Source organism: Bacillus sp. FSL K6-3459 (assembly GCF_038003305.1).
Lineage (GTDB): Bacteria > Bacillota > Bacilli > Bacillales > Bacillaceae > Bacillus > Bacillus pumilus_O.
In genome coordinates this window covers 1,180,337-1,205,422 of sequence record NZ_JBBOOW010000001.1, presented here as the reverse complement: position 1 = coordinate 1,205,422, position 25,086 = coordinate 1,180,337, and the positions used below count along the sequence as shown (strand labels likewise).

31 protein-coding genes, 1 tRNA gene and 1 riboswitch are annotated in these 25,086 nt (G+C 37.1%); of the genes, 10 read left to right on the top strand and 22 right to left on the bottom strand.

Features of this window, described 5'->3' with window-relative positions:
• Nucleotides 1-81: 81 nt before the first annotated feature.
• The 7 genes from alr to MHI35_RS05880 form a co-directional block, all read right to left on the bottom strand.
• A complete protein-coding gene (gene alr, locus MHI35_RS05910) occupies nt 82-1,263 on the bottom strand; it encodes an alanine racemase (RefSeq protein WP_335349200.1) in 1,182 nt (393 codons plus the stop codon).
• 163 nt (nt 1,264-1,426) lie between these two features.
• Nucleotides 1,427-2,050, bottom strand: coding sequence for a hypothetical protein (locus MHI35_RS05905; RefSeq protein ID WP_335349201.1), 624 nt, complete (start codon nt 2,048-2,050; stop codon nt 1,427-1,429).
• Between the two features lie 137 nt (nt 2,051-2,187).
• Nucleotides 2,188-2,637 (bottom strand): AraC family transcriptional regulator, encoded by a 450-nt coding sequence (locus MHI35_RS05900; protein ID WP_211063097.1) that lies wholly within the window; start codon nt 2,635-2,637, stop codon nt 2,188-2,190.
• Nucleotides 2,638-2,814: 177 nt separating this feature from the next.
• A complete protein-coding gene (locus tag MHI35_RS05895) occupies nt 2,815-3,048 on the bottom strand; it encodes a hypothetical protein (protein WP_211063098.1) in 234 nt (77 codons plus the stop codon).
• A gap of 224 nt (nt 3,049-3,272) precedes the next feature.
• The gene (locus MHI35_RS05890; protein WP_012009632.1) at nt 3,273-4,406 is read right to left on the bottom strand and encodes a Rap family tetratricopeptide repeat protein; all 1,134 of its coding nucleotides are present in this window, start codon (nt 4,404-4,406) and stop codon (nt 3,273-3,275) included.
• Nucleotides 4,407-4,535: 129 nt separating this feature from the next.
• Entirely contained in the window at nt 4,536-4,955 is a 420-nt protein-coding gene (locus MHI35_RS05885) for a GNAT family N-acetyltransferase (RefSeq protein ID WP_144523128.1), read from the bottom strand.
• A gap of 41 nt (nt 4,956-4,996) precedes the next feature.
• Nucleotides 4,997-6,151, bottom strand: a complete 1,155-nt coding sequence (locus tag MHI35_RS05880; RefSeq protein WP_211063099.1) for an MFS transporter — start codon at nt 6,149-6,151, stop codon at nt 4,997-4,999.
• Between the two features lie 127 nt (nt 6,152-6,278).
• Here MHI35_RS05880 and MHI35_RS05875 point away from each other — a divergent pair, with 127 nt between their 5' ends.
• The 4 genes from MHI35_RS05875 (at nt 6,279) to MHI35_RS05860 (ending at nt 9,449) form a co-directional block, all read left to right on the top strand.
• Nucleotides 6,279-7,175 carry a LysR family transcriptional regulator gene (locus MHI35_RS05875; RefSeq protein ID WP_144523120.1) on the top strand — a complete coding sequence of 299 codons (897 nt, stop codon included), beginning with the start codon at nt 6,279-6,281 and terminating at the stop codon, nt 7,173-7,175.
• A 9-nt stretch (nt 7,176-7,184) separates the two neighbouring features.
• A complete protein-coding gene (locus MHI35_RS05870) occupies nt 7,185-7,748 on the top strand; it encodes a GNAT family N-acetyltransferase (RefSeq protein WP_211063100.1) in 564 nt (187 codons plus the stop codon).
• A gap of 103 nt (nt 7,749-7,851) precedes the next feature.
• Entirely contained in the window at nt 7,852-8,550 is a 699-nt protein-coding gene (locus MHI35_RS05865; protein ID WP_211063101.1) for an aspartate/glutamate racemase family protein, read from the top strand.
• Between the two features lie 23 nt (nt 8,551-8,573).
• Entirely contained in the window at nt 8,574-9,449 is an 876-nt protein-coding gene (locus MHI35_RS05860; protein WP_211063102.1) for a LysR family transcriptional regulator, read from the top strand.
• Nucleotides 9,450-9,482: 33 nt separating this feature from the next.
• Here MHI35_RS05860 and MHI35_RS05855 read toward each other — a convergent pair whose 3' ends face one another.
• The 5 genes from MHI35_RS05855 to MHI35_RS05835 form a co-directional block, all read right to left on the bottom strand.
• Nucleotides 9,483-10,313 carry an SMI1/KNR4 family protein gene (locus MHI35_RS05855; RefSeq protein WP_335349202.1) on the bottom strand — a complete coding sequence of 277 codons (831 nt, stop codon included), beginning with the start codon at nt 10,311-10,313 and terminating at the stop codon, nt 9,483-9,485.
• Nucleotides 10,314-10,585: 272 nt separating this feature from the next.
• Entirely contained in the window at nt 10,586-11,704 is a 1,119-nt protein-coding gene (locus MHI35_RS05850) for a response regulator aspartate phosphatase (protein WP_211063104.1), read from the bottom strand.
• A gap of 200 nt (nt 11,705-11,904) precedes the next feature.
• Nucleotides 11,905-12,567, bottom strand: coding sequence for a type A chloramphenicol O-acetyltransferase (catA, locus tag MHI35_RS05845; RefSeq protein WP_211063105.1), 663 nt, complete (start codon nt 12,565-12,567; stop codon nt 11,905-11,907).
• 87 nt (nt 12,568-12,654) lie between these two features.
• A complete protein-coding gene (locus tag MHI35_RS05840) occupies nt 12,655-13,038 on the bottom strand; it encodes a hypothetical protein (RefSeq protein WP_284553840.1) in 384 nt (127 codons plus the stop codon).
• Nucleotides 13,039-13,187: 149 nt separating this feature from the next.
• A complete protein-coding gene (locus MHI35_RS05835; protein ID WP_211063106.1) occupies nt 13,188-14,102 on the bottom strand; it encodes a LysR family transcriptional regulator in 915 nt (304 codons plus the stop codon).
• 288 nt (nt 14,103-14,390) lie between these two features.
• On the opposite strand from MHI35_RS05835, the gene MHI35_RS05830 reads away from it, so the two are divergent.
• Both MHI35_RS05830 and MHI35_RS05825 read left to right on the top strand, forming a co-directional pair.
• Nucleotides 14,391-15,188 carry a dihydrodipicolinate synthase family protein gene (locus MHI35_RS05830; RefSeq protein WP_335349203.1) on the top strand — a complete coding sequence of 266 codons (798 nt, stop codon included), beginning with the start codon at nt 14,391-14,393 and terminating at the stop codon, nt 15,186-15,188.
• Between the two features lie 87 nt (nt 15,189-15,275).
• Nucleotides 15,276-16,499 carry a CynX/NimT family MFS transporter gene (locus MHI35_RS05825; RefSeq protein ID WP_335349204.1) on the top strand — a complete coding sequence of 408 codons (1,224 nt, stop codon included), beginning with the start codon at nt 15,276-15,278 and terminating at the stop codon, nt 16,497-16,499.
• Nucleotides 16,500-16,610: 111 nt separating this feature from the next.
• On the opposite strand, the gene MHI35_RS05820 is transcribed toward MHI35_RS05825, so the two are convergent.
• Entirely contained in the window at nt 16,611-16,769 is a 159-nt protein-coding gene (locus MHI35_RS05820; RefSeq protein WP_211063109.1) for a hypothetical protein, read from the bottom strand.
• A gap of 173 nt (nt 16,770-16,942) precedes the next feature.
• Between MHI35_RS05820 and MHI35_RS05815 the strand changes: the two genes are divergently transcribed.
• Both MHI35_RS05815 and MHI35_RS05810 read left to right on the top strand, forming a co-directional pair.
• On the top strand, nt 16,943-17,389 hold the full coding sequence (locus tag MHI35_RS05815) for a MarR family winged helix-turn-helix transcriptional regulator (protein WP_211063110.1): 447 nt from the start codon (nt 16,943-16,945) through the stop codon (nt 17,387-17,389).
• A gap of 32 nt (nt 17,390-17,421) precedes the next feature.
• Nucleotides 17,422-18,366, top strand: coding sequence for an acetyl-CoA carboxylase carboxyltransferase subunit alpha (locus MHI35_RS05810; protein ID WP_335349205.1), 945 nt, complete (start codon nt 17,422-17,424; stop codon nt 18,364-18,366).
• 492 nt (nt 18,367-18,858) lie between these two features.
• Here the strand turns inward: MHI35_RS05810 and MHI35_RS05805 are convergent, their stop codons facing one another.
• The 6 genes from MHI35_RS05805 to MHI35_RS05780 form a co-directional block, all read right to left on the bottom strand.
• The gene (locus MHI35_RS05805) at nt 18,859-19,044 is read right to left on the bottom strand and encodes a hypothetical protein (protein ID WP_335349206.1); all 186 of its coding nucleotides are present in this window, start codon (nt 19,042-19,044) and stop codon (nt 18,859-18,861) included.
• Nucleotides 19,045-19,210: 166 nt separating this feature from the next.
• Entirely contained in the window at nt 19,211-19,432 is a 222-nt protein-coding gene (locus MHI35_RS05800) for a hypothetical protein (RefSeq protein ID WP_335349207.1), read from the bottom strand.
• Between the two features lie 308 nt (nt 19,433-19,740).
• Nucleotides 19,741-20,232 carry a hypothetical protein gene (locus MHI35_RS05795; RefSeq protein WP_335349208.1) on the bottom strand — a complete coding sequence of 164 codons (492 nt, stop codon included), beginning with the start codon at nt 20,230-20,232 and terminating at the stop codon, nt 19,741-19,743.
• 126 nt (nt 20,233-20,358) lie between these two features.
• Nucleotides 20,359-20,757: a type II toxin-antitoxin system PemK/MazF family toxin gene (locus MHI35_RS05790; protein ID WP_335349209.1), complete on the bottom strand. Its 399-nt coding sequence runs from the start codon at nt 20,755-20,757 to the stop codon at nt 20,359-20,361.
• A 26-nt stretch (nt 20,758-20,783) separates the two neighbouring features.
• Nucleotides 20,784-21,116 (bottom strand): hypothetical protein, encoded by a 333-nt coding sequence (locus MHI35_RS05785; protein ID WP_076839668.1) that lies wholly within the window; start codon nt 21,114-21,116, stop codon nt 20,784-20,786.
• 15 nt (nt 21,117-21,131) lie between these two features.
• Nucleotides 21,132-21,635: a hypothetical protein gene (locus MHI35_RS05780; protein WP_335349210.1), complete on the bottom strand. Its 504-nt coding sequence runs from the start codon at nt 21,633-21,635 to the stop codon at nt 21,132-21,134.
• A gap of 185 nt (nt 21,636-21,820) precedes the next feature.
• Here MHI35_RS05780 and MHI35_RS05775 point away from each other — a divergent pair, with 185 nt between their 5' ends.
• Together MHI35_RS05775 and MHI35_RS05770 are read left to right on the top strand one after the other, a co-directional pair.
• Nucleotides 21,821-22,045, top strand: a complete 225-nt coding sequence (locus MHI35_RS05775; RefSeq protein WP_335349211.1) for a hypothetical protein — start codon at nt 21,821-21,823, stop codon at nt 22,043-22,045.
• Nucleotides 22,038-22,208: a hypothetical protein gene (locus MHI35_RS05770; RefSeq protein WP_335349212.1), complete on the top strand. Its 171-nt coding sequence runs from the start codon at nt 22,038-22,040 to the stop codon at nt 22,206-22,208. The genes MHI35_RS05775 and MHI35_RS05770 overlap by 8 nt, the downstream gene beginning before the upstream one ends.
• Nucleotides 22,209-22,376: 168 nt before the next feature.
• Here MHI35_RS05770 and MHI35_RS05765 read toward each other — a convergent pair.
• From MHI35_RS05765 to MHI35_RS05755, 3 genes are all read right to left on the bottom strand, one after another.
• A tRNA-Val gene (locus MHI35_RS05765) sits at nt 22,377-22,449 on the bottom strand.
• A gap of 128 nt (nt 22,450-22,577) precedes the next feature.
• Nucleotides 22,578-23,756 carry a cystathionine beta-lyase gene (gene metC, locus MHI35_RS05760; protein ID WP_335349213.1) on the bottom strand — a complete coding sequence of 393 codons (1,179 nt, stop codon included), beginning with the start codon at nt 23,754-23,756 and terminating at the stop codon, nt 22,578-22,580.
• Nucleotides 23,753-24,871 (bottom strand): methionine biosynthesis PLP-dependent protein, encoded by a 1,119-nt coding sequence (locus MHI35_RS05755; protein ID WP_335349214.1) that lies wholly within the window; start codon nt 24,869-24,871, stop codon nt 23,753-23,755. Before MHI35_RS05755 ends, metC begins: the two co-directional genes overlap by 4 nt.
• 79 nt (nt 24,872-24,950) lie before the next feature.
• Nucleotides 24,951-25,072: riboswitch (SAM riboswitch) on the bottom strand.
• Between the last annotated feature and the right edge of the window lie 14 nt (nt 25,073-25,086).

The following is a 25,086-nucleotide window of genomic DNA, read 5'->3' as shown; positions in this document are numbered from 1 at the left end:
TTCTTGAAAGTTAGCCCCCTTGCCATGTAAAGGGGGCTATTCGGATTTTCATTTACGGTCCGTTTTAGAAACAAATTGAACTCACACATACATCACCGGCGTCGATATTTTAATAATCTTCCCGCCTCGACGATAAAATCTTGGGACTCGGCGGCTTAGTGTGGCGATGACTTCGTAGTTGATTGTATTCAGCATTTCGGCGATTTCATCAACAGAAATTTCTCCGCCCTTTTGACGACCGTATATGACGACTTCCTCGCCTTGCTTTGCTTTCATTTCTCCTAAACTGATCATCGTCATATCCATTGTGACTCGGCCAGCAATCGGCATTCGTTCTCCTCTGAAAAGCATAAATCCCCGATTGGATAAAGCACGTGAGTACCCATCTGCGTAACCGATCGGTATGGTGGCAATGACTTCATCCGGCTTTGCTACATACGTTGCCCCATAGCTGACAGTTCTTGGCTCTGTCACCATCTCCTTCACGAACGCAATTCTCGCTTTTAAACTGAGAGCGGGCTCTAGCTGAACAGCGTCTAAGCTTTCAATGTATTGCGAAGGATACAGTCCATATAGCCCGATGCCTAGCCGAATCATATCGGCGCTAAATTCAGGAAACGCGATGGCAGCCGCTGTATTGTTCATATGTACGGTTGGTAGCTTAATTCCTTGTTTTTTCAAAAAACGAAGAAAATCAATAAAAATACTGTGCTGCAGCAGCGTGAAATCAGGGTCTGGCTCATCCGCAGTAGAGAAATGTGTAAAAATCCCGTCCCACCTGAGGTTTTCACTCTTTTCAAGAGCTTCCACCACTCCTAACAGCTCTTCCTTCGTTCGTACACCTAGTCGCCCCATCCCTGTGTCGACATTGACATGTATGCCAAGCCGGCGCTGACTTTCTTCTTCTGCTAAGATCTCATTTGCTTCAACAATCCAGTCTTCACGAAGGCCAGATAAATCAATTCTCCAGTCCGCAGCCCTTTTCACACAGTCGAGTGGAGTAAATCCAAGAACCAAAATCGGCGCTTCAATTTTTGCTCTTCGTAGCACAATGCCTTCCTCCAAGCTAGCAACTGCAAGCTCTGTCGCACCGCTTTCCAATGCCTGCCGCGCAACCTCCACTGAGCCATGTCCATAAGCATTTGCCTTCACGACAGCCATGATCTTACTTTTCCTTGGAATATGCGCTTGAATGGCTTCGATATTTCTTTTAATCGCATCAAGATTGACTTCGATCCAGACTTCCCTGCATAGCTTTTTCATTTATTTTTCCTCCTCATCACATGAGCGTTCTTTCTATCTCCATGTTCACTTGTGCGTCTAGTCTATCTTTATTCATTTTTAAGAAAAACATTCAACTACAATGACTGAACCTACTTTGTCTTGTCTCACAAAAAAAGAAACCACATCAACTGTGATTTCTTCTCTATAAACGATGATATTCAATTTCATCCGCAAATTTCATCATTGCATCAATCTCATGATAAATCTCCTGCAAATTTTCCCGTTCAGCTAAGTATTGAGCATTGTTTTTATGAACAGGCACATCAAATTGCAAGAAGTTGAACGTGATCGTTGATGACTCTTGGTCATTCATTATTAATCTTAATTCAAGCGTCGAGACCTCCTCATCACTCTTAGCTGAATCAATCGGCACCCCATCTTCTAACATCACAACTTGTTTCAAATCTTTCAAGGATAGTTCAGTGACTGCAAATCTATTTTTTCTAGTTGACTCGCCAGGCTGATGTTTAATAAAGCGCATTTTCTTTAACTCATCATCAATCGCAAAGCCCTTATCAACTTGCTCTGAAAAGATATAGGTAGATGCTTGAAACCCATCTTCATGAAAAAGCATCATCATGTTGTCCACTAATATGTTTGGATCATTCTGTTCTTTTCGCCTTTGTAATCTACCGGCAATAAATAAAATGACCATTCCTCCGATGATGCTAAGAGCCGCTCCCAATCCATTCCCTACATCTACGAAAACAGTAAAACCTAAAATAGCAATCATAAAAGCAATGATAATGCCTATGATGAATATCACTCAATGCTCCTCCTATCATGACCCTTCATGAATGGTTTAGCCATAGTATAGCATTTGAAGTTAGGCAATTTAAGAATATTTATATGAAGAAAACAGACCATACAGATCTGCTTTCCCATTGAACTTCATTCAAATGTTTAAAAGATAGGCAGTAAGAATTCACACACGCCTTCTTCTTCTCTATATCTCTCCATAATAGATGCCTGACGCATGTTCAATTGATTGTTTTGGATCATTTGAGGCAATTGACTCCAAAACAAATTCACTTTTTCGGTTGTATGTGTCACTGTAAACACAGCATACTTTCCCCCTTCAACATGTCCAGTCTGAACCATTTGATCTTTTGAGAAATCTCTATTTGTCATCAACATGAGGTCGTATCTGCATTTTTCTGGTGGAATTTTTCCAGGATCATCTTGAGGAACACCATATATACCATATTCCTTTAATTCATCATTTAATTGATGTTGATAGATCCATTGTTTAAATCTCTTCATCATCTCTACATTTTCTTTGCTACCATATGGTCCTATATTCCTCATATACACCATCTTCATATTGCTTACTATTTCAATTTTGTAATTCATGATTTCCCTCCAACTCTTATTGGAAGATTGGCCAATCATTCCTTACATCCAACGGTAACATCCTTTAAAATATAATACAGCAGGATATTAAAAATAATTGAATTCTGTTGGAAAAAGATTCACAGGAATTGCGATTATTTGAAAATAAAAAAGAACGGTCTTTAGCCGCTCATTTATTTATTGATTTTCTTTTGAAGATTTAGCAAAGAGAAGGGTGACAATCAAATAGATAATTGTTCCGAAAAACAGACCATTTAACAAACTGATAAACAACATCTTACAAACTAGGTCAACATAATAAGACACTGGCGTCCCTGGAAACACAGCCATATTGAACAAACTAATCATAAAGGTTAAAGCAAAAAATATAATGAAAATCCTTCTAAATACTGTTGATTTTAACATTGTCATTTCACTTCCTCCTCAGTATGTTTTCTATGAAAAAAATATTCTTTGTTCATAGTATATATTCCATTTTATAGTAAAAAGCCCTTAAAGGGCTTTTTATTTAAGCAGTATAACCAATACTTGCAGTATGACCTCTCCTAGCTTCATCATGACTTGCTGTCACTTCAGACGTAAAATAACTAACAACACTTATGACACTAATCATCACGAATACTACTGATAACGTTTTAAATTTCATACTGACAGTCCCCCCGCTTTACTTGAGTTTGGAAATAAAGAATCTTTTCATAGAAATGCATCGCATTGTCTTTATCTCCCATTTCATTATAATATTTTGCAGCATCTTTTGCTAAATCTTCAAGGTCAGGATACATTGACTTTACTTCTAACAATTCCATTATTTTTTCCAACTGCTCAAAATTGTTGTCAATGTATAGGGATCTTAAAAACTTGAATATCAATAAAAGAACATGATCTTTCAGCTTTTCAGATAGTTCTATGCCGTTATTTAAAGCGTATGTACCTAAATCCTGTTCTTTCTTTTTGAAGTAGGCTTTTGACAACATAATGAGCGGATCTAAGATTCTATTTAAATGCTCGTATCCCTGCTCTTTAAATGCTCGAATTGAATCATTAAAGTGAGTAATCGCTTGTGCTAATTCTTTGTTATGAAAATAACTCAACCCTAAATTATAAAGTGCTGATCCTTTTAATCGTTTTGTTGAGTTATCGGCGGCTTTTTCTAGTGCGTGTTGAAAATGGGGTATCGCTTTTTCGGGGCAGCCCATATCGATATAGTTTAATCCAATCACAAAAGAACATTGAATTTCTCTCACTGTGTATGTATCTTTTTCTCGGTAACATTCTATTGCCTGTGCGATATGGTGCATCGACATGTGGGTTTGTTTCATGTGGTAATAGATTTCTGCCATCTTGTAATTGAACTCAGCACGTTCAATATCATCGCTGACAAGAGACAGCTTTTTTTCTGCCCGCTTATAGAAGGTAATCGCGTTTAGGTATTCATAGTTTTCAAATTCGTACATGCCGTAGAAAAAATTGAAATAATACTCGAGCAATCCTGTTAATTTCTCTTGATCCCTTTTGATTTTCAGTGCGAGTTCCCTAAAATTCGCCCGCTCTTTCCCATTTTCTAAAGGATTCAAGTAATCAAGCATTAATTTATGTCTGAACTCCATAAGTGAAAAATACAATAATAAATCTTGATTTTCTTCCATATGATCAAGCATTGATTTGATTTCCTTTTTATATGCTTCGGCATCCGGTACGTTAAATCGTTGAATATGATAATACCATTCATTGATTTTCAAGCCGACGTGAGAAGAAAGCACTTTCTCCATCAGACCTTACCCCTTCCTCTATTTTCCCTATAATGACATATATTATCATTTTATAAGCCGTTCGACACCGAAAAGAAACCGCAAAAAGACCCTATAGAGGGCCGAGTAAACGAGAAGATAAAATGACTTCTATTCATAAATAAGCACCCAGTATTTCTCCCCAGGTTCTCCTTCTTCTACAACAGCCTTCCAGCCTCTTTTTTGATAAAAAGACAAAGCATTGCGATTGTCAGAGACACATTTGAGGGTGACCGGTGTTCCCAAAACTTTTATAGCTTGTTTGAGTAGCAGATCGCCAGCCCCTTGACCAGCAGCTTCTGGATGTACAAACAAAAGATGAATAAAACGATCTGGTACATAGACCGAGATGAATCCGAGGATTTTGTTGTTTTCCTCAGCTATGAAAATTTGCTCTTCCTGTGTATCCTGATCAAAGTCATGTAAATCCATATCTTCTGCCTTCACCCAATGAAAGCTTTGACGACGAGATGCTAAATAAATTTCTCTTAATTGTGGATAGTCAACCGTTTTTGCTTCTCGAATGAGCAATAGAATTCCCCCGTTTTGATTGAAATGTGAAGCTGCATGATTCAACTCGATACTTCTTCCTCTTTTCTACCTAGTTTCATGGATAACTGAACGCCAATCATTAACGAGACGATGACAAGCATTGCCACAATAGAAGCATAAAAATGTCCGCTTAGATCGAAAACCAAGCCAATGAAAAACGGACCGAATCCTCCCATGATATACCCGCCCATCTGCGACATCGCGGACCATGTTCCGGCTTCCTCCGGAGTGCTCGTCTCCATAATCGGGAGCATAAGCGCTAAAGGAAATAACCCTCCGGCACCCATACCGAGGAAAATAACAGCTGGCAAGATCGGCATCGGCAGAAGAAGTAAGATAAGACCAATCAGCTCAGACAGACTGCATAAGATGAGAAATAATTTCGGTTTTCCTAAACGAGTAACGACCGCTGGAACGAGAAGTGCCACCGGAATCTGAATGAGTGTAAATATGGTCAGCAGCATAGCCGCATATTGCGGACTGTTTCCGAAACTAAGAGCAATCGGTGAAATCCATGCCGTCAAAGAATAAAACATGCTGGACATAAAGCCAAAAAACAAGGTAAATTGAATCGCCTTTTTATTTCGAAGCGGCAACTTTAGTGGCAAGGTAACAAGGTCACTCTGCTCATTTTTGCGAGCAATACCTACCCAGAGAATAAGCGCGATCACCCCTAGAATAGCCCAGCAGGACAATGCAAACGGAAGATGGTGACTGCGTAGATAAATTGGAATGGTGAAGCCAGAAGCAAGTGCTGCACCTATTGTCATCGAAATGGAATACACACTGACGATACCAGGATTTCTCGGGAAATACTTTTTAATAAAACTAGACAATAAAGGACCCGCGAAGCTAATCCCTACTCCTCCTGCAAATGCAGTCATGAGCAGGATAGCGACCGATTGGCTTGTACCCCGCAACGCTGTAGCGATCGTGATGAGAAGAATCGAGAAAAAAAGCGTTCTCTCTAAACCAAATCGCCGGCTGAGTGTCGTCGCAAAGGGAGCAAATACCCCCATACAAAGGACAGGCAAAGTGGTTAAAAGACTTGCTGTCAGTGCGTTCACACCAAGCTCTGATTGGATCATACTCATCATAGAAGCCACGGATGTAATGATTGGGCGCAAGTTTAATGCAGCTAAAAATAAAGCGGCTAAATAAAATATTTTTTTCATGAATGCACTTCTTCCTCTCTCAACTTGTTGAAGTTACTTTGAGTATAAATCCACCACATTCATTGATCAATACAATAATTCGTATTATGATGATAGTAAAAAACTATTATTAATGAAAGGATGACAAATGGATACTCGGCATATTACATATTTCATGGCTGTATTCGATCATTTACATTTCACAAAAGCCGCTGAGCAATTAGGAATATCACAGCCTACTTTAAGCCAGCAGATTCGGCTACTTGAAGCAGAAGTTGGGATGCCGCTCTTTGACCGAATCGGCAAAAAAGTCGTCGCTACTGAAGCGGGTTCGCTGCTATATCAATATGGGATGAAAATGCTTCAAGCTGAAAGAGATGCAAAAAATGCAATGAAAGAACTATTATCTGAAAAACGGGGAAACGTTCGACTTGCAGTCCTCCCTTCCGATCTTGACTTTCAACTTGTTCCGCTTTTTGTAGAATTTAAAACACTTTATCCTGAAACCAATCTGAAAGCATATTCAACGATCTTCGTTCGTGAAGAAGTCCTGTCGCATAAGGTGGATCTCGGCATCGGGCTACGAGGACCTGCGGATAAGCGTCTCATTCAAATACCACTTGGGAGTGAGCCCTATGAATTATTTGCTCATTCAGAAAGTGAATTAGCCCAAAAAAGTGAAGTGACATTGGAAGAGCTGACGGAGCATGCTTTGGTCATGTATCCGAAGGGATATCTAGGAAGAGATTTAGTAGAAGACGTATGTAAAGAACAGGGTGTTGAACTGGACACTGTTATGGAGGTTGGGTCCGCATCTTCCTTATTGCAGCTGGTTGAAGCCGGCATCGGTGCAACCATTCAGCCGCGAGGATTGCTGCAACAACAGGCGACGTGGCCAAATATTGTGTCGATTCCTATTGCTCATCCGGCTCCTGTTCGTCACTTGGAATTAACTTATTATGCAGATCGATTTGTTAGCAAAGCACAGCAGCAGCTATCTGAATGGCTAATAGACTTTTTTAAATCCAAAACAAATGAAAAATGAGGGTAAAACATGAAGAATGCAAACAGCGTATTTACAAGAACAAACCGGATAGTGATTCGTCAATTTGATCTACAAGATATTGAAGCATTTTATCAGTATCGAGCAAACCCCTCTATTGCAACATATCAATCTTGGGAAAACTATACCTACGAACAAGCTGAATCATTTGTTCAGCAACAAATGACGCAAACACCTGATCAACCAGGGACATGGTTTCAATACGCCATTGCCTTATCTGAATCCAATCAGCTGATAGGAGATTGCGTTATTCATACACTTGACAGTGAGCCTAGAATTGTTGAAATCGGATTTACACTCGCACCTGAATTTCAAGGAAAGGGTTATATTCACGAAGCCTTGAGTTCATTGATCGAATATATTTTCACTACACTGAACAAACATAAAATCATTGCCTTTACTGATGTGCGCAATGAAAAATCTATTCGAGTGCTGGAACGTTTAGACATGAGACGCGAAGGACATTTGCTTCAAAATTATATGTCTAAGGGGCATTGGGTCGATGAATATCAATATGCGATTCTTCAATCAGAGTGGGCCGCTAAGCGCCATTAAAAGACGCTTTTGATCAACCTTCTATATACATATAGAACTTTTCTATAACGCTCACCATGCTTTCTTTTTTTATAATAGAAAAAAAAGAAATGTGGTGGCGTATATGTCTACAACGATCGGTATCATGGGCGGAATGGGCCCTTTAGCAACGATTGATCTGATGAAAAAAATTATTTCTCATACTCCAGCGATAAAAGATCAAGATCATCTTCATGTGATAGCAGATAATTATCCGCAAATCCCTGATAGAACCAATGCCATATTTGGGAAAGGCGAAGATCCTACAGAATATATGATTGCATCAGCTAAAAGATTAGAACGCGCAGGAGCGGACTTTATTCTGATTGCATGCAATACCGCTCACTTCTTTTTAGAAAACGTACAACAATCCACTCATATCCCTATCATGAATATGCCATTAGAAACCGCAAATTACCTAAACAAACATCACTATACGTCTGTGGGCTTACTATGTACTGATGGCACATTAAAAACCAAGCTCTACCAAAAGGCTTGTGTTCATCACAAGATTGATGTCATGACCCCAAGTGAAGAGCTTCAGAAAAATGTCATGAATGGAATATATGCAGTGAAAGCAGGGAAATTGAGTAAAGGCGAAAGTGAACTGGCATTAGCTTCAGAAATTTTAATTAATCAAGGAGCGGAAGCCATCATTGCTGGCTGTACAGAAATCCCTTTAGTTCTAAGGTCAACCAAAGCTGTGAAAGTGATTGACCCTACTGTCATTTTAGCGAAAGAAGCTGTAAAATTAGTGTATGAGCTTGAAAAGCTAAACATTTAAAGAACGTCATATAAGGGGTTAACATGAATATTGAGAATATAGAAGCATTTATTTACGTATGCCAGCTAGGCAGTATCAATAAAGCTGCAGAAGCACTGTATTTAACCCAGCCTTCTGTTTCGGCACGTATTCAATCGTTAGAAAAAGAATTGGACCTGAAATTATTTGATAGACAGAGAAAGAAACTGTCTCTGACGGAAAAAGGTGAACAGTTTTACCCGCATGCCAAAAAGATCCTCCATTCTTATCAAGAAGCAAAGCATAGTCTCAAACAAACGATGATTCCTTATGAATTGACGATTGGATGCGCATCCTCTATTTCCAATAATCTATTGCCTAACATATTGCCCGCCCTAAAAGAAAAATACGAAAATCTGAAAGTGAAAATTGTAACAGGACATTCAAAGGATGTTGTTCAAAAAGTGATTAACAATCAAGTAGACTTTGGCATTGTCAGGACTGAAACACATCCTCAAATTGAATCAATCCCGATTTTCAGCGATCCGATTGGGCTGTTCGTTCCAACTCATCATCCGCTTGCCAGCCTTGACAATCTCAATATGAAAGAACTAGAAGAACAGCCTTTTATTTTCTTTGACTATGGGTCATTTGATTGGTTGATGCTTCACCGATTATTTCAAAAAAACAACATCACACCGAACATTTCCATTGAGGTTGATCATATGGAAACCGCAAAAAATTTAGTACTACAAGGAATGGGGCTATCGTTTCTACCTCATCATTGTGTTAGAAATGAGGTAGAACAAGGAACATTAAAACAAATTTCCATCGATCCATCCATCCATTTCAACATCAATATCGAGTTCATTTATAAAAAAGGAAAATCAAAATCCGTTTTCATTGATCAACTCAAACAGTTTTTTCATGAATTAGATTAAAAAAAGCCCTTTTTAGGGGCTTTTCTTCTTTCACTATCGTTTTTCCACTGGATGAATGTCTTCTCCCAAAAAAGCGGTATTAGGATCTCCACTCTTTTCTAAAAACTCCGCTATTTCTTTCAGCACTTGATTGATACGATCATTCCTTGGCATATCTGGATTTAATAAAAGGATGGAATAAACAGTAGTGGCCGCTTCATACAAAACATTCTGATCTTTTATATGTTTGATGCATTGTTTCATACGATTGAAAAACCATTCGATCTCTTCTGTTTCTTCCATCGGATAATGTGCCATTTTGAAAAGATTCTGCTGACGGAGGTCCTGCCTCTCAAATATGTGTTCAAGCTCTTCTTTACTGACATATAAATCCGAATCTTCCTCCTCAATCTCTGCTACTTCGACCATCGCATCTTCAGCTGTATATAACTGATCAATAAAATCATCGAAAGTATCTGCCAGCTTATAATCTACTTCCAGCTCTAAATCGAAATAGTGAATAGGAGGATATTCCTTCGTTTCTCGATAATCCATTGCGATCCATGTATCTTCTTCTCCGCTGATGATCACAAGTCCCTCAGGCAGCTCCAATTCACCACTTAACTGAAGACTATTCATGATGCCATCATCTTTGGCGATTCCTCTTAAATGGTCAAATTGAACATGATCCTCAGCCCATGAATTCGGCCGTTCGGTTGGAAAAGCATTACGAACTGTAAAACCACCGTTCCATTCTAAAATGAGTTTTTTGTATGTATCAGGTAAAGTGACACCAAGTGTTTCCTCTGTTTCACGAATTTGTTCCTCATCTATCTTTTTTAACGTAAAAGGACTCTCTTCTTCTTTCTCCCAGAATGATTTCAAAGTGGGTGCCTCCTCGTATCTATTGAGATAAGTATAACATTGACCAACGATTCATTTGTTCATTCTACTTCATAAAAAAACAGACTCTTAAAGTCTGTTTTAATCTTGTCTATACGTTTTCAGAGGTTGTATTTCGATCAATCATAGTCGTGTTTCGATTTGATTTTTGTTCCTCCATTGTTGTATTCCGAATTGATTTTGTTTCAATGATTTTTAAAGTTTCTGCGGTTGAAACACTTAACAATACAATGGATAAAATGATTAGTAATTTTTTAATAATCATACAGACACTCTCCTTTTTGAATATCATTTTGAGCCTTAAGAGCCTTTCTGTAATATTCGGCAGCTTTTTCAAAGTCCCCTTTTTTTTCATAAAATAACCCGACACTTTGAGCAAATGCTTCCACATAGACATGTAGTTTCTTTTCTTCAAAAATATCAAGCACTTCTTTCAAAGCCTGTTCATCAGTATCCATATAAATAGCTTTTAATGCTTTAAATAACAAGACACTTAGCGAATCATTTACCTTTGAGGAATATATAAGTCCTTCTTCAACGAGCAGATCCGCTTCATCAGTTTGATTAGACTTGTACAGCGACCAACACAAACTAAATAGAGTGATTGGCTTTATGTCACTTTTTTCCGAAGAAATGACATCTAACACTTCTTTATAATGCTTTATTGCCTCTGTATACCTTGATTGCCTATCATATGTATTACCAATATTTAATAATGTTTTTGCTACCAAACGTTGATCGTTTGCGCCCACAGCAATTGAATAAGCAGTCTTTAAATGTTGCAACGACTTTTCATATCTCATGAAATCATCATAATTTCCTGCTATGACAATTAGACTTTGAATTTGACGAACTCTATACTGTTCATGTTCTTTATAAATATCTAGTGCCTTTATGATGTGATGCATAGACACATGCGTTTGCTTCATAATATAGTAGGCCTCAGCCACCTTGAAGTGAAACTCCGCTTGCTCAATATCATCGACAACCAGTACAAGCTGCCTTTCAGCAATCTTATAGTATTGAATAGCCTGTACATATTCTTTCTTGCTAAATTCATGCATTCCTCTAAAAAAAGCATTGTAATATTGCAACATACCCGAAAGTTGATGATTAGAATTCTCAATTTTATCAACCAAATCAGAAACAGAAGGCGATCGTTTTTCTGATGGTTTGATATAATCAAGCATAAGCTGGTGACGAAAGCACATCAATTGATAATAAATGAGTAAATCCTGATCTTCTTCCATCCGTTCAATTCCTTGTTCTACCTCAGCTTTCAAAATCTCTGCATCAGGTACACTGAATTGCCGAATCATTTTATACCATTCATTGATTTTCACACCTACATGTGAAGAAAGAACTTTCTCCATCCCTTATTCCCCTTCCACTGAGCTCCCTTATATGACATTTATTATCACATACAAGAATTTACAAAGCACCGAAAAGAAACCGCAAAAAGAACAAATATAGCCTCAGTAAACCTCATTTTCATTCTCATCACAAAACAAAAAGGCAGACTCATTTCAGTCTGCCTTCATCTTCTAGAATTCCATTAGCATACCTTTTGTCTTCAGGTAATTGGCATTGAATCATTTAACCACTCGTCACAATGTTCTATAAGCCACCTCAAATATTCCACATATTGACCGACGTGATAGCCATCACAAACAGCATGGTGTACTTGAACCGCAACGGGCAAAGTGATTTTTCCTTCTTCCACCTTAAATTTGCCTATCGTAAATATTGGCAGTAAATAAGTCTCATCTGTAGATACATTAAGGTTAAAAGAAGTAAATTCAATCCACGGTAGACTTGAAATATTGAACATGTTTTCTGGCATATGAGATTTCGGAAACAGCTTGCTGCTTTTGCTAAATGTTTCAATGTCAGCTACACAGCTTTTATAAAACTGAGCAAAGTTTTCATCATAAGGCGTCCAAATACTTGAAAACGTCTTTGTTTCTTTATTTAGAATCGTATAACTAGGATGGAGAATTTCCCAGTAACCCAGTTCATCGTTCACTTGATCCATCCGAAACTCAGGAATTTGCTGCACAGCTCTTGCTAACAAATAAATTTGCACAGGATATACTTTTAGCTTTTTTTCTTTTAATCTTGCATGCAATTTCGTGATGTCGAGATTGATCACCAGGCTATATGAGCATCGGGTTAACGTCATATAATGATGAAAGTGCTCTTTTCGCGGGTAATTTTCGTCTATTTGTTTAAACATTTTTTATCTCCTCCTGAATGTGATTTCTTGTATTCAGGAGGAAACTTTATCTGTTTTCACCACCACAATCATCCTTTCGATCTTTACCTACGATAAAGACTGCAACAACTCTTCGTAAGTTATCTTGCCCAACGTGAATTTTTCTAGTGCTATATATGTATTCTCCGCTGAGGTATTCATTCTATTATGACAATTATGCACTAGCTCATGTTCATTTGGTAATGGGTCATGTATATGTTGTGTTCTTCGAAATGCTTCATAGTATCTTAAACCAAATATTCTTTGGGACATCGCATTGATGTGAATTCCGTCTGGATTAGGTATAAGGTCTTTCGCAGTAACATAATAACAATTTTCATGATGATGTGCATATTTTTGTAGTTCCTCATTGATCAGTTGATATTCCACACATCCTGCGCCAAATGCTGCCTTTCCCAAGAAATCGCCCAAACCTCCTATTACAAACGGAATGTTACGGACAGATCATTCAGTTCTTATTTCATGAAATAATCTTCGTATTTTTTCATCGTCAAAAATGTATTTACCTGAACGTTATCAGTTTACCCTTGCGCTGTGATTTCTAGAATTTCAATCATCTCTTGAAATTCCCTTAAAATCTATTACTTCTTTCTCGACTCATAAACATAGTTCAAACCAAAAGCAATCTCTTTTAATATATCAATGAAAATGTGAATGGCTGCTCCTAGGTGTTTGTCCTTCCTATAAACGATCCCTACACTTCTAATAAGATTAGCATTGTTTATAGGAATAATCTTTAATTGAGGTTCGTTTAGATATTCAAGATAAGGAGTTGGTAAGACCGTGATCCCTATGCCATCTACCACCATATTAATTAATGACTGCATAGTTGTTACTTCAAAAATAGGATCGGGTAGAAAACCAATATCTTTACAACTTTTGTTGATTAACTGTCTGATATAAAATTGCTTGGGAAACAAAATTGAAGCGGTTTCTTCTAATACTTCTAACCCCAACTTTTCACTTTGTGCCAGGGGGTGTTTAACAGGTACTGCAAAAGCCATATCTTCCATGTATAAAGAGATTGTTTCAAATTCATCCCCTTTCATTGGTAAAAAGACAATTCCTAAGTCCACTCTATTTTCTATTAAGTGTTTTTGAATATCCCCAGTACGCAGACCTAGTACAGAAATTTTAACAGCTGGATATTGCTGATGAAATTTAAATAATGCCGGCGGAATAAGATAGTTCTCTACTGTTAGTAATGTCCCAATTGAGATTGATCCTCTTTGAAGTCCATTCAATTCATTGATCGATATTTTTGCCTGTTCAATTTCGTGAAAAATATTGCGAGTATATTTTAATAGGAGTTTTCCTGATTCAGTAAGAGTCGTTTTCTTACCAATACGATCAAACAAAGGTGTTCCAACTTCATGCTCTAAAAGTTTGATTTGCTGGCTTAAAGATGGTTGAGATATTCCAACCTTTTCTGCAGCTTTTGTAAAATGCAGTTCTTGACACATTGTATAAAAATACTCTAATTGCTTTAATTCCATTCTTCAGACTCCTAATTAGAAATTTTCACAAGTACAAACTTTATGATGTTTAAATATTAACATCTAATATACATTATTATACAAATAAAACCATAGGTACAAACTATAGTTATTATATAAATAATTGAATTGTTCTATAAAAATAAGTGTCCTAGACTATTACATGAAGGCTAGACTTACATGCACAAAGAAATCCTTCAAACCGTGTAAAGGAGGTCAGTCAATATAACGAGAACAAGTAACATTTTTTAAAACGTATAAAAATTTTAATGTAGGAGGTTAAAACAATTGAAGAATTTAAATGTCGCAATTCCAACCCCCTTTCATGAAGATGAAAGTCTGTTCTTGGATGGATTTAAACCAATCGTTGAATATTTAGCTGAAAATGGTATTGATTCACTACTCGTATCTGCAACTACAGGTGAACAAAACTCCATGAGTATTGAAGAAAGGATACAAATTATTGATTTTTTTAATCAGCAAAACTTTAAACATGTTGAACTCATGTTTGGTGTATCAGCTACAACGACAAAAAATGCAATAAAATTGATTGAACGTCTCGAAGATTCAGTTTTCGACTCGATTCTCATTCAATTTCCTCCTTATATCCTACCAACTCAGGAACAAGCGATGTCTTACATGAATGAATTGTTAGAGCAAACCACAAAACATGTTGTTCTTTATAATAATCCTTTGCGCACGGGGTTTGAATTAAGTGCTGACTCATTTCACACTCTTATGAATCAAAAACACTCTAATTTGGTTGGGATGAAAGAAGAGAGTGATGTTAGACGCCTGAAAAATACAACTTTACCAGATGACTTTATCATGTTCGCTGGAGGGGACGTAAACCTCACTGAAAAAATATTAAACGGATGTAACGGGCTTTCTAGTATGGTAGGAAATGTTTATCCAAAAGAGATTCAAACATTTTTTAGTGACTTAGTTGCAAATAAGCCTGTGAATCTTCAAAAAATAAATCAATTAATCGATGAGGTGACACGTGGACACCCGATTGTCAATATTAAAAATCATTACAATGCTTTAGGCATAAAGGTAGGTAGTTGTCGTTCTCCTATTCGATAATTATTAATTCATTGCAAGCAGGTTCGAATCATTTAATCCAGCTTGCCCCAATTCGTTATAAAAAATTTGGAGGGGTCTATAGCTGCCATGAGTATTCCACAAACGGAGCAAAAGAAAAGATCGAGTATGCAGACAAATCAAAAGATATTAACTGTTGTTGGTGTTATTCTAATTGCAGCAAATCTTAGGGCCCCAATTACAGCAGTCGGTCCAGTATTGTCTTCCATTCGTGATCATCTTGGTATCTCTAACACATTAGCTGGTACAATTCCTACAGCAATTTTATTCACATTCGCATTGTTTTCTCCTCTTGCCCCCAAGATCACTCGCCGTTTCAGCATGGAATTAACACTGTTTATGTCGATAGCATTATTATTAGTTGGAATTGGAATACGTTCTTTTGGTAGAGTGGACACGTTATTTTTAGGAACCGTCATAATCGGTTCTTCAATCGCGATTTGTAATGTTTTACTACCGAGCTTCATTAAACATCATTTTGCAAAAAAATTAGGTTTGATGACAGGCCTATATGCTGTTTCAATGAATTTATTTGGCGCTATTGGTTCAGGGATTAGCGCCCCCATCTCTTCATCATTAGGTTTCGGATGGTCTGGTTCCCTAGGTTGCTGGGGAATCTTAACACTTCTTACCATGATATTTTGGGTACCAAAACTAAGGAACAACCAAGAATCTGTGGATTTTTTTCGAAAAGAGAATAAGAAAAGACCTATCAGCCTTTGGCGCTCTAAGCTAGCGTGGCATGTTACATTGTTTATGGGGTCTCAGTCCTTTGTATTTTTCACAGTCATTTCATGGATTCCTGAAATTCTTGAAACTAAAGGGCTAAATGCTAATGAAGGTGGATGGATGCTATCATTGATGCAACTTTCAATGCTTCCTGTTACATTTATTGTACCTATTTTAGCTGGACGTTTTAGTAAACAACAGATATTAGTATGGATTTCATTTCTATTGCTTGTTGTTGGCTTAATGGGTATTTTATTTGGCGTGTCATTCCTTATACCTCTGTGGATGATAATGATTGGGATTGGCATTGGAATGGCCTTTAGCTTAGCCATGATGTTTTTTAGTTTACGCACCAAAAATACACAAGAAGCAGCAGAATTATCTGGTATGGCACAGTCTTTAGGCTATCTATTAGCAGCGATAGGACCTATTTTATTCGGCTGGTTACATGACATTACTTATCATTGGACTGTTCCTCTGTTCATGTTAATCTTCATTTCAGTCATAATTTTAATTACTGGTGTAAATTCTGGTAAGAACGTATATGTTACTTCTGCTAAATAAATGTTAACATTCATTAAGAATTTTTATGACACTTGCATCGTAAAGGTTTTTGAGTTAGTAACTTCTTCCCCAATTCGTCCCCATAAAAAAACAGACCCTGCCTGGTCTGTTTTAATTTTGCCTATACGTTTTGAGTTGTGTTTCTAATACCTTTTGATCAGCTGCCGTAGCTTCTTCAAATCGACCTTGTTTCCCATACTCATCTGCACATACTATATAGCATGCTTCAGCATAAGCGAACAAACGTTTCTGCTCTAAATACTGAAACACCTCGGCAACTGCTTCTCATTTATATTATTAAAATAAATCGGTTTATACCATTTTAACAAGAAGAAATATCTCATCCTTGTTGTCATATTGGCTTACGTTAAACTTGTGAAAAAAACAAATTCATGTATAATACAATTGATGTATGATACATGAATTGTAGGAGGGTAACCTTTTTGAAAAGAGAAGATGCCTTAAAACTAAGATCGGATATTAAGAAAATGATTATAATAACTGGGGTTTTTGAATCTCAAAATTTGCCCAATGGACCATTTGAAAAACCTCTACCAACTTCTCAAATGATGGCGTTAGAGGAACTAGAGGTAGAAAAATTAACTGTTTGGCAACTTTCCAATAAACTTAGATTAGAGACTTCAACTGTGAGTAGATTGGTTGATAAGTTAGTAAAAAAGGGGCTTGTTTATCGTGAAGTAAATGAAAAAAATAGAAGAGAACTTTTTCTGCACCTCACAGAAAAAGGTCACACAACTGTTCATCACTTAAGAGAGCAATCCATTACATTTTACCAAAATCTTCTCAATAACTTATCAGAATCAGAACAAAAAATAGTTATGGCTGGTTTTGAATTATTTATTGATTCTATTTCTAAACCTTTTGATTAGGGTGAGGTAAATCATAACATTTGGAGGGTATAATGAGTTTGGATTTTGAACGTCCTATTATTGAATTAAAAGAGAAGTTTGATGAATTAAAGAAAATAATGAAAGAACATGATGTAGATTTATCGTCAGAAATTCATGTATTAGAAAAACGTTTAAATAAAATGCAAGATGAAATTTATTCTAATCTTACACCTTTTCAACGAGTTCAAATTGCAAGGCTACGTAACCGGCCCACGACATTGGATTATATACCTTTATTGTTTACAAACTTTTTCGAACTTCATGGTGATCGATTATATGGTGATGATCAAGCAATGATAGGTGGTATTGCAAAATTTAAAGGAATGCCCGTTACGATTATTGGTCATCAAAGAGGTAGAAGTACAAAGGAAAATATAGAAAGAAATTTTGGAATGGCACATCCAGAAGGTTATAGAAAAGCGCTAAGACTTATGAAACAAGCTGATAAATTTAATCGCCCTATTATTACATTTATTGATACAATAGGCGCCTATCCTGGGAAAGGGTCTGAAGAACGTGGAATTTCTGAAGCGATAGCTCGAAATCTATTTGAAATGACTACACTTAAAGTGCCAATTGTTTGTATTGTAATTGGAGAGGCATCAAGTGGTGGAGCTCTTGGCATTAGTGTCGGTAATCATATCCATATGTTAGAGTATTCATGGTACTCGGTCATTTCGCCAGAAGGAGCAGCATCTATCCTATGGAAGGACGCTAAGTATGCTCCAGAAGCTGCTAAACATATGAAAATTTCAGCAAGAGATTTAAAGCATTTAGGAATTATTGATGAAATCATTCCTGAAATTAAGGGTGGAGCACAAAATGATATAAAATCACAGGCAAAATTGATTGAATCTGCAATCGAATTATCTCTTAAAAAATTGATACGATTATCCTCGGAAGAGCTTATACAACAGCGATATGAAAAGTATAGACAAATAGGAAATTATAAATGAAAATATTTAAAGTCCGTATTGCATTTCGGAGGATTCTTATAAAAAAGTTCTAAATATTTTGTAAGTAACCTCTTAAACTGGATATGCTGATACTATTAAAAGATGTGTGATCGGTATGGAAAAGGGATTTTTTGATCCTAAAAATACTGAGAAACAATCTAATGGATAAAGTTCGTCCCCAATTTGTCCCCAATCAAAAAGAAACAGAACAAACATTTGTTACTAACAAACAAAAAACCCTTGCTAGGCAAGGGTTTCAACGATGATTCCGACTGGGCTCGAACCAGCGACCTCTCCCCTGTCAAGGTAGATATATAGAATCTTATGATTATCAGCGATATCCTCTATTCACTCATAAACCTTGATACATAAGCTTTCTTTACCCTTTTTTATCCTGTTGTGTTCTTTCGTATTTTTTAAAACCGAAAAAAAATGTTAGCTTTTTTGTTACTTTTTTATACACCTGTTATAAACTTGTGACTGTATGCAAATTTAAGCTTTACCACCATTAATATATTTCACTAACATAGCTGCTGCGTACATAAAAAAAGCAGCGATTAAACCATTCACCATACTCCCAAACACGACAATCAGAATCTGTCCTGCGTAATCTGTCCATGTCTTATCTGGAAATACAGCAATGTTCCATATACTCACCAGCATATAGAATCCAGTCACAATAATAAACGTCCAAACAACTAATTTTGATTTGAGCATTTAATGACTATCCCCCAAATATCCATTTTCTTCTATGATAACACGGGTTAATAATAAATCCTCAATCAATTCATAGTCTTAGTTTCGTCTAACTCACGTTTTAAGCGCTTCTTATCTTGTTATCCTTTCAAAACGTGTATGAGCAATACACAGAATTGGTTTCTTCGTATGTTGAAAAATATTCTTGTTCCAGATAACCTTCAAAGCCCAAAGCAGCTTTAAGTATAATTTTACTCTTAAACAACATATCTCTTTGAATATCATCATCTCTCATGCCTGAAAGATCGTCCATAAACATTGCGTTTAATTTAAATCTATTATTCTCATATTCAAATCTAAGAACCTTCACTCGTAATCCCCCTAATTTCATTTCCTTAATTATACAGGGAGTTTAGATTAAATGAAAGAATACCGTAGTTTTAAACGACTGAAAGCAAAAATGCGATTAATCATAACGAAGTTTTGCGTTTTGATATAAGCTGATGTCATTTCAAATGACGGTAGGTATTTATGAGATCCCCACCATAGGTTAGTCTAGCTCCTAAGTTCAATTTAGGCAGCTTAATACCCTCATTTGAAATGAGGGTATTATTCAACATATCGCCATAATTTACGTTGAGTAATCTGGATATAATTCAAATAGGGCAGGGAAGGAGGTTATTCATTATCAGAATTACCTTTTTTCGCTAAAGTTTGCTCCAGTAACTCTCTAAATGATTGCATTAACGCTACTACATATTTATCTTTATTCATAGCCTTTAAAAAGTACATTAAAGTTAACATTGTAAATCCCATAATATAAAAGCGTATGGGAATAATATATGTAGGATTCAAGTCACCGAAGACTGCTATTACTGGAACTATAGATGCAAGGATAGCTCCAACAAAAAAAGTGCCGTATTTTGTTTCATGTATTTTTTCAAAAGCTTTTGTTCTAGATATAGCGTTTATCAACACATTTTCTTCAATATTTTCCAGTTTTCGAAGTTTGTTACTGTATACTTTGTGACTCTGACCATTAAGTGGGAAGTGGAAATTTATATAATCAATAAAAACATGCATCTTCATTTCCATTAAATTCGTCTTTAAATTGAACTGTGTGAATTTTTCTTTTTTAAACTTCATTCTTCTGATTAGCTTACAAATCAACCTTTACCACCTCAACAAAATTATCGGCAGAAGGGGAAGATTGTTAAATGATGGCATAGAAAAACCTCACGTTAAGTGAGATTTTATATGTAATAACATAGGTGTCATCGCTCATATGTTTATTAATTAATCAGTCTTTTCTATAGCCAGGTTCGTAAGCAAGTTATTAATAGCTCTCTCAATTTGGATATTTGTGATTTCCTTAAACGTCTCCTGCATTTGAAGAGATTCCATTAACTTAAGGTGTGATAAAGAAATGTCTTCATCTCTTAACCTAAATAGAATTTTTGCCTTACCTAACTTATTTCTTGAAAAAGTCATAATCTGATCCAACTTAACATAAGAATCATTTTTTAGTTGCGGATAATCAGATTTCAACAATTTCAAGTGATAAGACTTCAACTCTTTCTCATTGCCATTACTTCCAACTAGGGAAGATAGAGTTGAAATTGTAACTGTATTGTTTGGCAGCGAATGACAATGAAGTATTAATGATGGATGTCTGCCTCGTGGTTTTTTGCACAAAAAAAGAGCCGCATAAGCAGCTCAATTTATTTCAATATGTTTTTTGTTTCTGATGCACCAACAATCCTAATATTTTTATACGCTTGGAACAATGCTTTAATTTCATCATTAGTCGGCTCTATCGTTCTAATTTCTTTAATTTTTTCTTTAGCTTCTTTAAGTGTAGGTGATGCTTTTTCCATCTTCAGTCTAGCAATATAGTCACTGAATTCATCTATCTCATCATTTCTCCAGCCTTGTCTAAGATAGACAATATCAGTATTAATCTCTTCTGGTGCAAGTTTATCGTATAGTTTAACGACTGCACTCGTCAATAAAGCTTGTTGTGTAATAATGTCATGAATATCATTTCCAGCCATTATTTATCTCTCCTTTTATGCGATCCATTTTAGTGCTTGAACTACCCAAAAAGAAATACTCTCAGATGTTGTCTCGGACAGTTTTCCAGCTCTTAACGCTCTGTAAACAGCATCTTTAACAGACTTCCAAACGAGTTTATCCCATTTTAAAAGCTCTTTCAATCCTGGTTCAACATATTTATTCCATCTAATTTCTACAGAACGAGCTGTTCTCTTATTACTGAAAAATTCAATAGCTTTAAATAGTTTGTGCTTATTGTTAAGGGCTAATTTAATTGCTTCTTTTATTGCTTTTGTTTGACCAGCCTTCGTTTGAGTATCACCATCGAGCTTCTTTGTTACTCCTTGAAATTCAGGCATTGCAACTAGAAGCGTCAATTCAAGATCCTCTAAATCTTGTTTTGTTTGCCCTAGATATTCATTGCTAGACGATTCTTCTGCAAAAGCATTAGCCGGTAAAACACTAACTAATAAAGCTAATACTAATAATCTAATTAACCACCTTGCACCAAATTTCATCACTCATCCTCCTATGTAAACACTTCACTATAAAGTATATATGGTTATTTTTTACACAGTAAATAGGGAAAATTCATTGTTTTATTCAGGGGTACTAAGTAGTGATTTACCATCATTTACATATAGACCCTCTCCTCTATTCTTCTTATTATTAATTTTAGAAATTTAATTAGAGGAGTTTTATCGTGGTCAAAACTAATAGAGGAAATTGGAAGAAAATCTTTGAACATGCAAAGAAGAATACGACAGAGACATTAACTTTTCTAGGTAAGCCCTACTCAATAGCGATCTTTCCTCAAGTATACGGTGACCTTGTTACAGAAGATCAATTTTATCAAGAATTAGTAAATATAATTATAAAAGAAGCACATATGAAATCTAAATTTACCGAGGTTAATCAACATGAGTGAACAACACGAAAACAGACCAAAGAGAAGAAAAGAAGCAATTGAGAACTATAAGATTACTACACAAGTAACACCAGAAGTGCAAAAATACTTTAAAGAAGGTATGGCTTCAAAAGAGTTTTATGATTTCGCTTCACACCTAATGCACAAATATAAAAAAGTCTAAAAATAAAAAAGAACCCCAAAATTATAGGGATCTTTTTCTCACATTCCTGGTCTAACATCATTACTGTACTTTTCAGTGTGGTTTTTCATTTGCTAATTATACCTTTCAGAAATACAAAAGCTACTCTCGATTATCTCAAGAATGGCTCTGTATCAACGACTTTTCATATGATTCCGACTGGGCTCGAACCAGCGACCTCTACCCTGTCAAGGTAGCGCTCTCCCAGCTGAGCTACGGAATCGGGTTATGTATCAGTTCTGGGGTTTCTGTTACTGACAGTCTCTATTATATAACCATCATCATAAATTGTCAATGGTTTTGTTCAAAAAAGGTCAAAAAGCCGGCGGCTGTGCCGGCTTTGTCTCTCCTTTATGATTGGTTGACAAGAACGGGCTTGAGTTGATCGAGTGCTTGTTTGAAGTCGCGTTTGAGGTCTTCTCCGTTTTCTACTCCTACACTTAATCGAAGTAAACCGTCCGTAATCCCTCTTTTTTCTCTTTCTTCTTTTGGCATAGCAGCATGTGACATTTTGGCTGGGTATGACAGAATGGATTCGACGGCGCCAAGGCTGACGGCGAATACAGGTAATGTGACAGCATCTACTAATTCTTTGACTGCTGCTTCGTTTTCTAATTCAAATGAGAGAACGGCTCCAGCTCCGCTTGCTTGCTTTCGCTGAATGTCTGCCCCTGGATGGTCATCTAAGCCTGGATAGTATACTTTTTTCACCGCAGGATGTTCTTTGAGGAATTTAGCGAGTTCAATTGCCGTTTGGCTTGCTTTTTCTAATCTGACCTGAAGGGTTTTTAACCCTCTTAACACAAGCCAGCAATCCTGCACGCCAAGGACCGCACCGAATGAGTTTTGCAGCGAATAAAGCTCCTCACCCAGTTTCTCGTCTTTTACTACGGCTAAGCCTGACAGTACATCACTATGACCGCTCAAAAATTTCGTTGCGCTGTGCAGGACAACGTCTACACCAAGGTCCAGCGGACGCTGAAGAGCGGGTGTTAAAAATGTATTATCTAAAAATGTCAGACAGTCATGTTCTTTCGCAAGCTGGACGACGCCCTCTATATCCGTAATTCCTAGCGTAGGGTTTGATGGTGTTTCCATGTAAATGACCTTCGTATTCGATTGAATACCTTTTTTGATTTCATTCAAATCTGTCATATCTACAAAGGTATGCTCAATGCCAAATCGCGAAAGAACTTGGGTGATCATACGAAATGTACCGCCATACACATCTCTTGTCACAAGGACGTGATCTCCTTTTGATAATAAAAGAAAAGCAGTGGAGATGGCTGCCATGCCTGATGCAAAAGCGAGCCCTCTTGTGCCTCCTTCTAGCGCCGCAATCGTATCCTCTAACGCTTGACGTGTAGGAGTCCCCGATCTTGAGTAGTCATATTGACCAAAATCATCAAAGCTGCTTTGATGAAAGGTGGATGCATGCTGAATCGGCACACTGACAGCACCTGTTGAACGATCTGTTTTGAATGTGTTATGAACGAGTTGAGTTTCGAATGTCCAATCATGTGTGGTCATTTAGCATGTACCCCCTCTTTTACTTGTGATAGTGCCTGCTTTAGGTCTGCCTTCAGGTCATCTACGTGCTCAATACCAACGGAGAAACGGAGCAGTTTGTTACACACACCGTTTGCAATACGAATTTCCTCAGGAATATCCATGTGCGTTTGTGTCGCAGGATACGTGATAAAACTTTCGATTCCGCCAAGACTTTCAGCAAAACAAATCGTTTTCAGCTGCTTTAAAAATGGATTAACCCACTCCTCTTCGGCTACACGGAATGACAACATTCCTCCCTTGCCTGGGTAAAGGACATCTTGAATTTCTGGCTGTTCCTTTAAAAACTCGGCTAGCTCCTGCGCATTTGCCTTGTGCTGGCGCATTCTAAGAGCCAGTGTTTTCATCCCTCTCATTAATAGCCATGAGTCAAATGGTGATAGAACTGCTCCAATCGCATTTTGATGTTGGAACATGTCTTCAGAGAGCTTCTCTCCTTTTGTGACGACAAGCCCTGCAAGAACGTCATTATGTCCGCCTAAATATTTCGTTGCGCTATGAATCACAATGTCCGCTCCAAGCGTAATTGGCTTTTGCAAAACGGGTGTGTAAAAGGTGTTATCGACAATGACTAAAGCGCCATGTTCTTTTGCAATCTTCGCTATTTTTTGAATATCCGCTTCTTGCATAAGTGGATTTGTCGGCGTCTCAATAAAGACTGCTTTTGTGTTTGGCGTGATTTTAGAGCGTAAACAGTCTTCATCTGAAAAATCATCGTAAAGAAAACGTAAGCCGTACTTTTTCCATTCGTTTTCAAACAAACGGTATGTACCGCCATATAGGTCTGATGAGACGATGAGTTCATCACCGCTTTCAAATAGCGCCATGATTGTTTGGATCGCAGCCATTCCCGAACTGAAGGCAAATCCGGCCGTCCCTTCTTCGAGTGAAGCAATCGCATCCTCTACAAGCTGCCTTGTTGGATTTTTCGTTCGAATGTAATCAAATCCGGTTGATTCCCCTATGCCTCTATGTCTGTATGCTGTTGAAAGATAAACGGGGGGACTGACCGTACCAGTCGCCTCTTCGCTACGGTTTCCAATTTGCGCTAATGTCGTTTCCACATGTTCTGTCATTTGACACCATCCTAAGTAAAATCTGATTTCAAAACAGAAAACCCCCTTCTTCATAAGAAGAAGGGGGTTTAATCGCTTCCTCTTATCTTCCAAGCAAAAAAGCTGCTTGCTGGATTTAGCACCTTGGTACATCACATGAAGTGATGCATACCGGTTGCTGAGGTTTCAAAGGGCCAGTCCCTCCACCTCTCACGATAAGAATGTGTTGTCTGTCT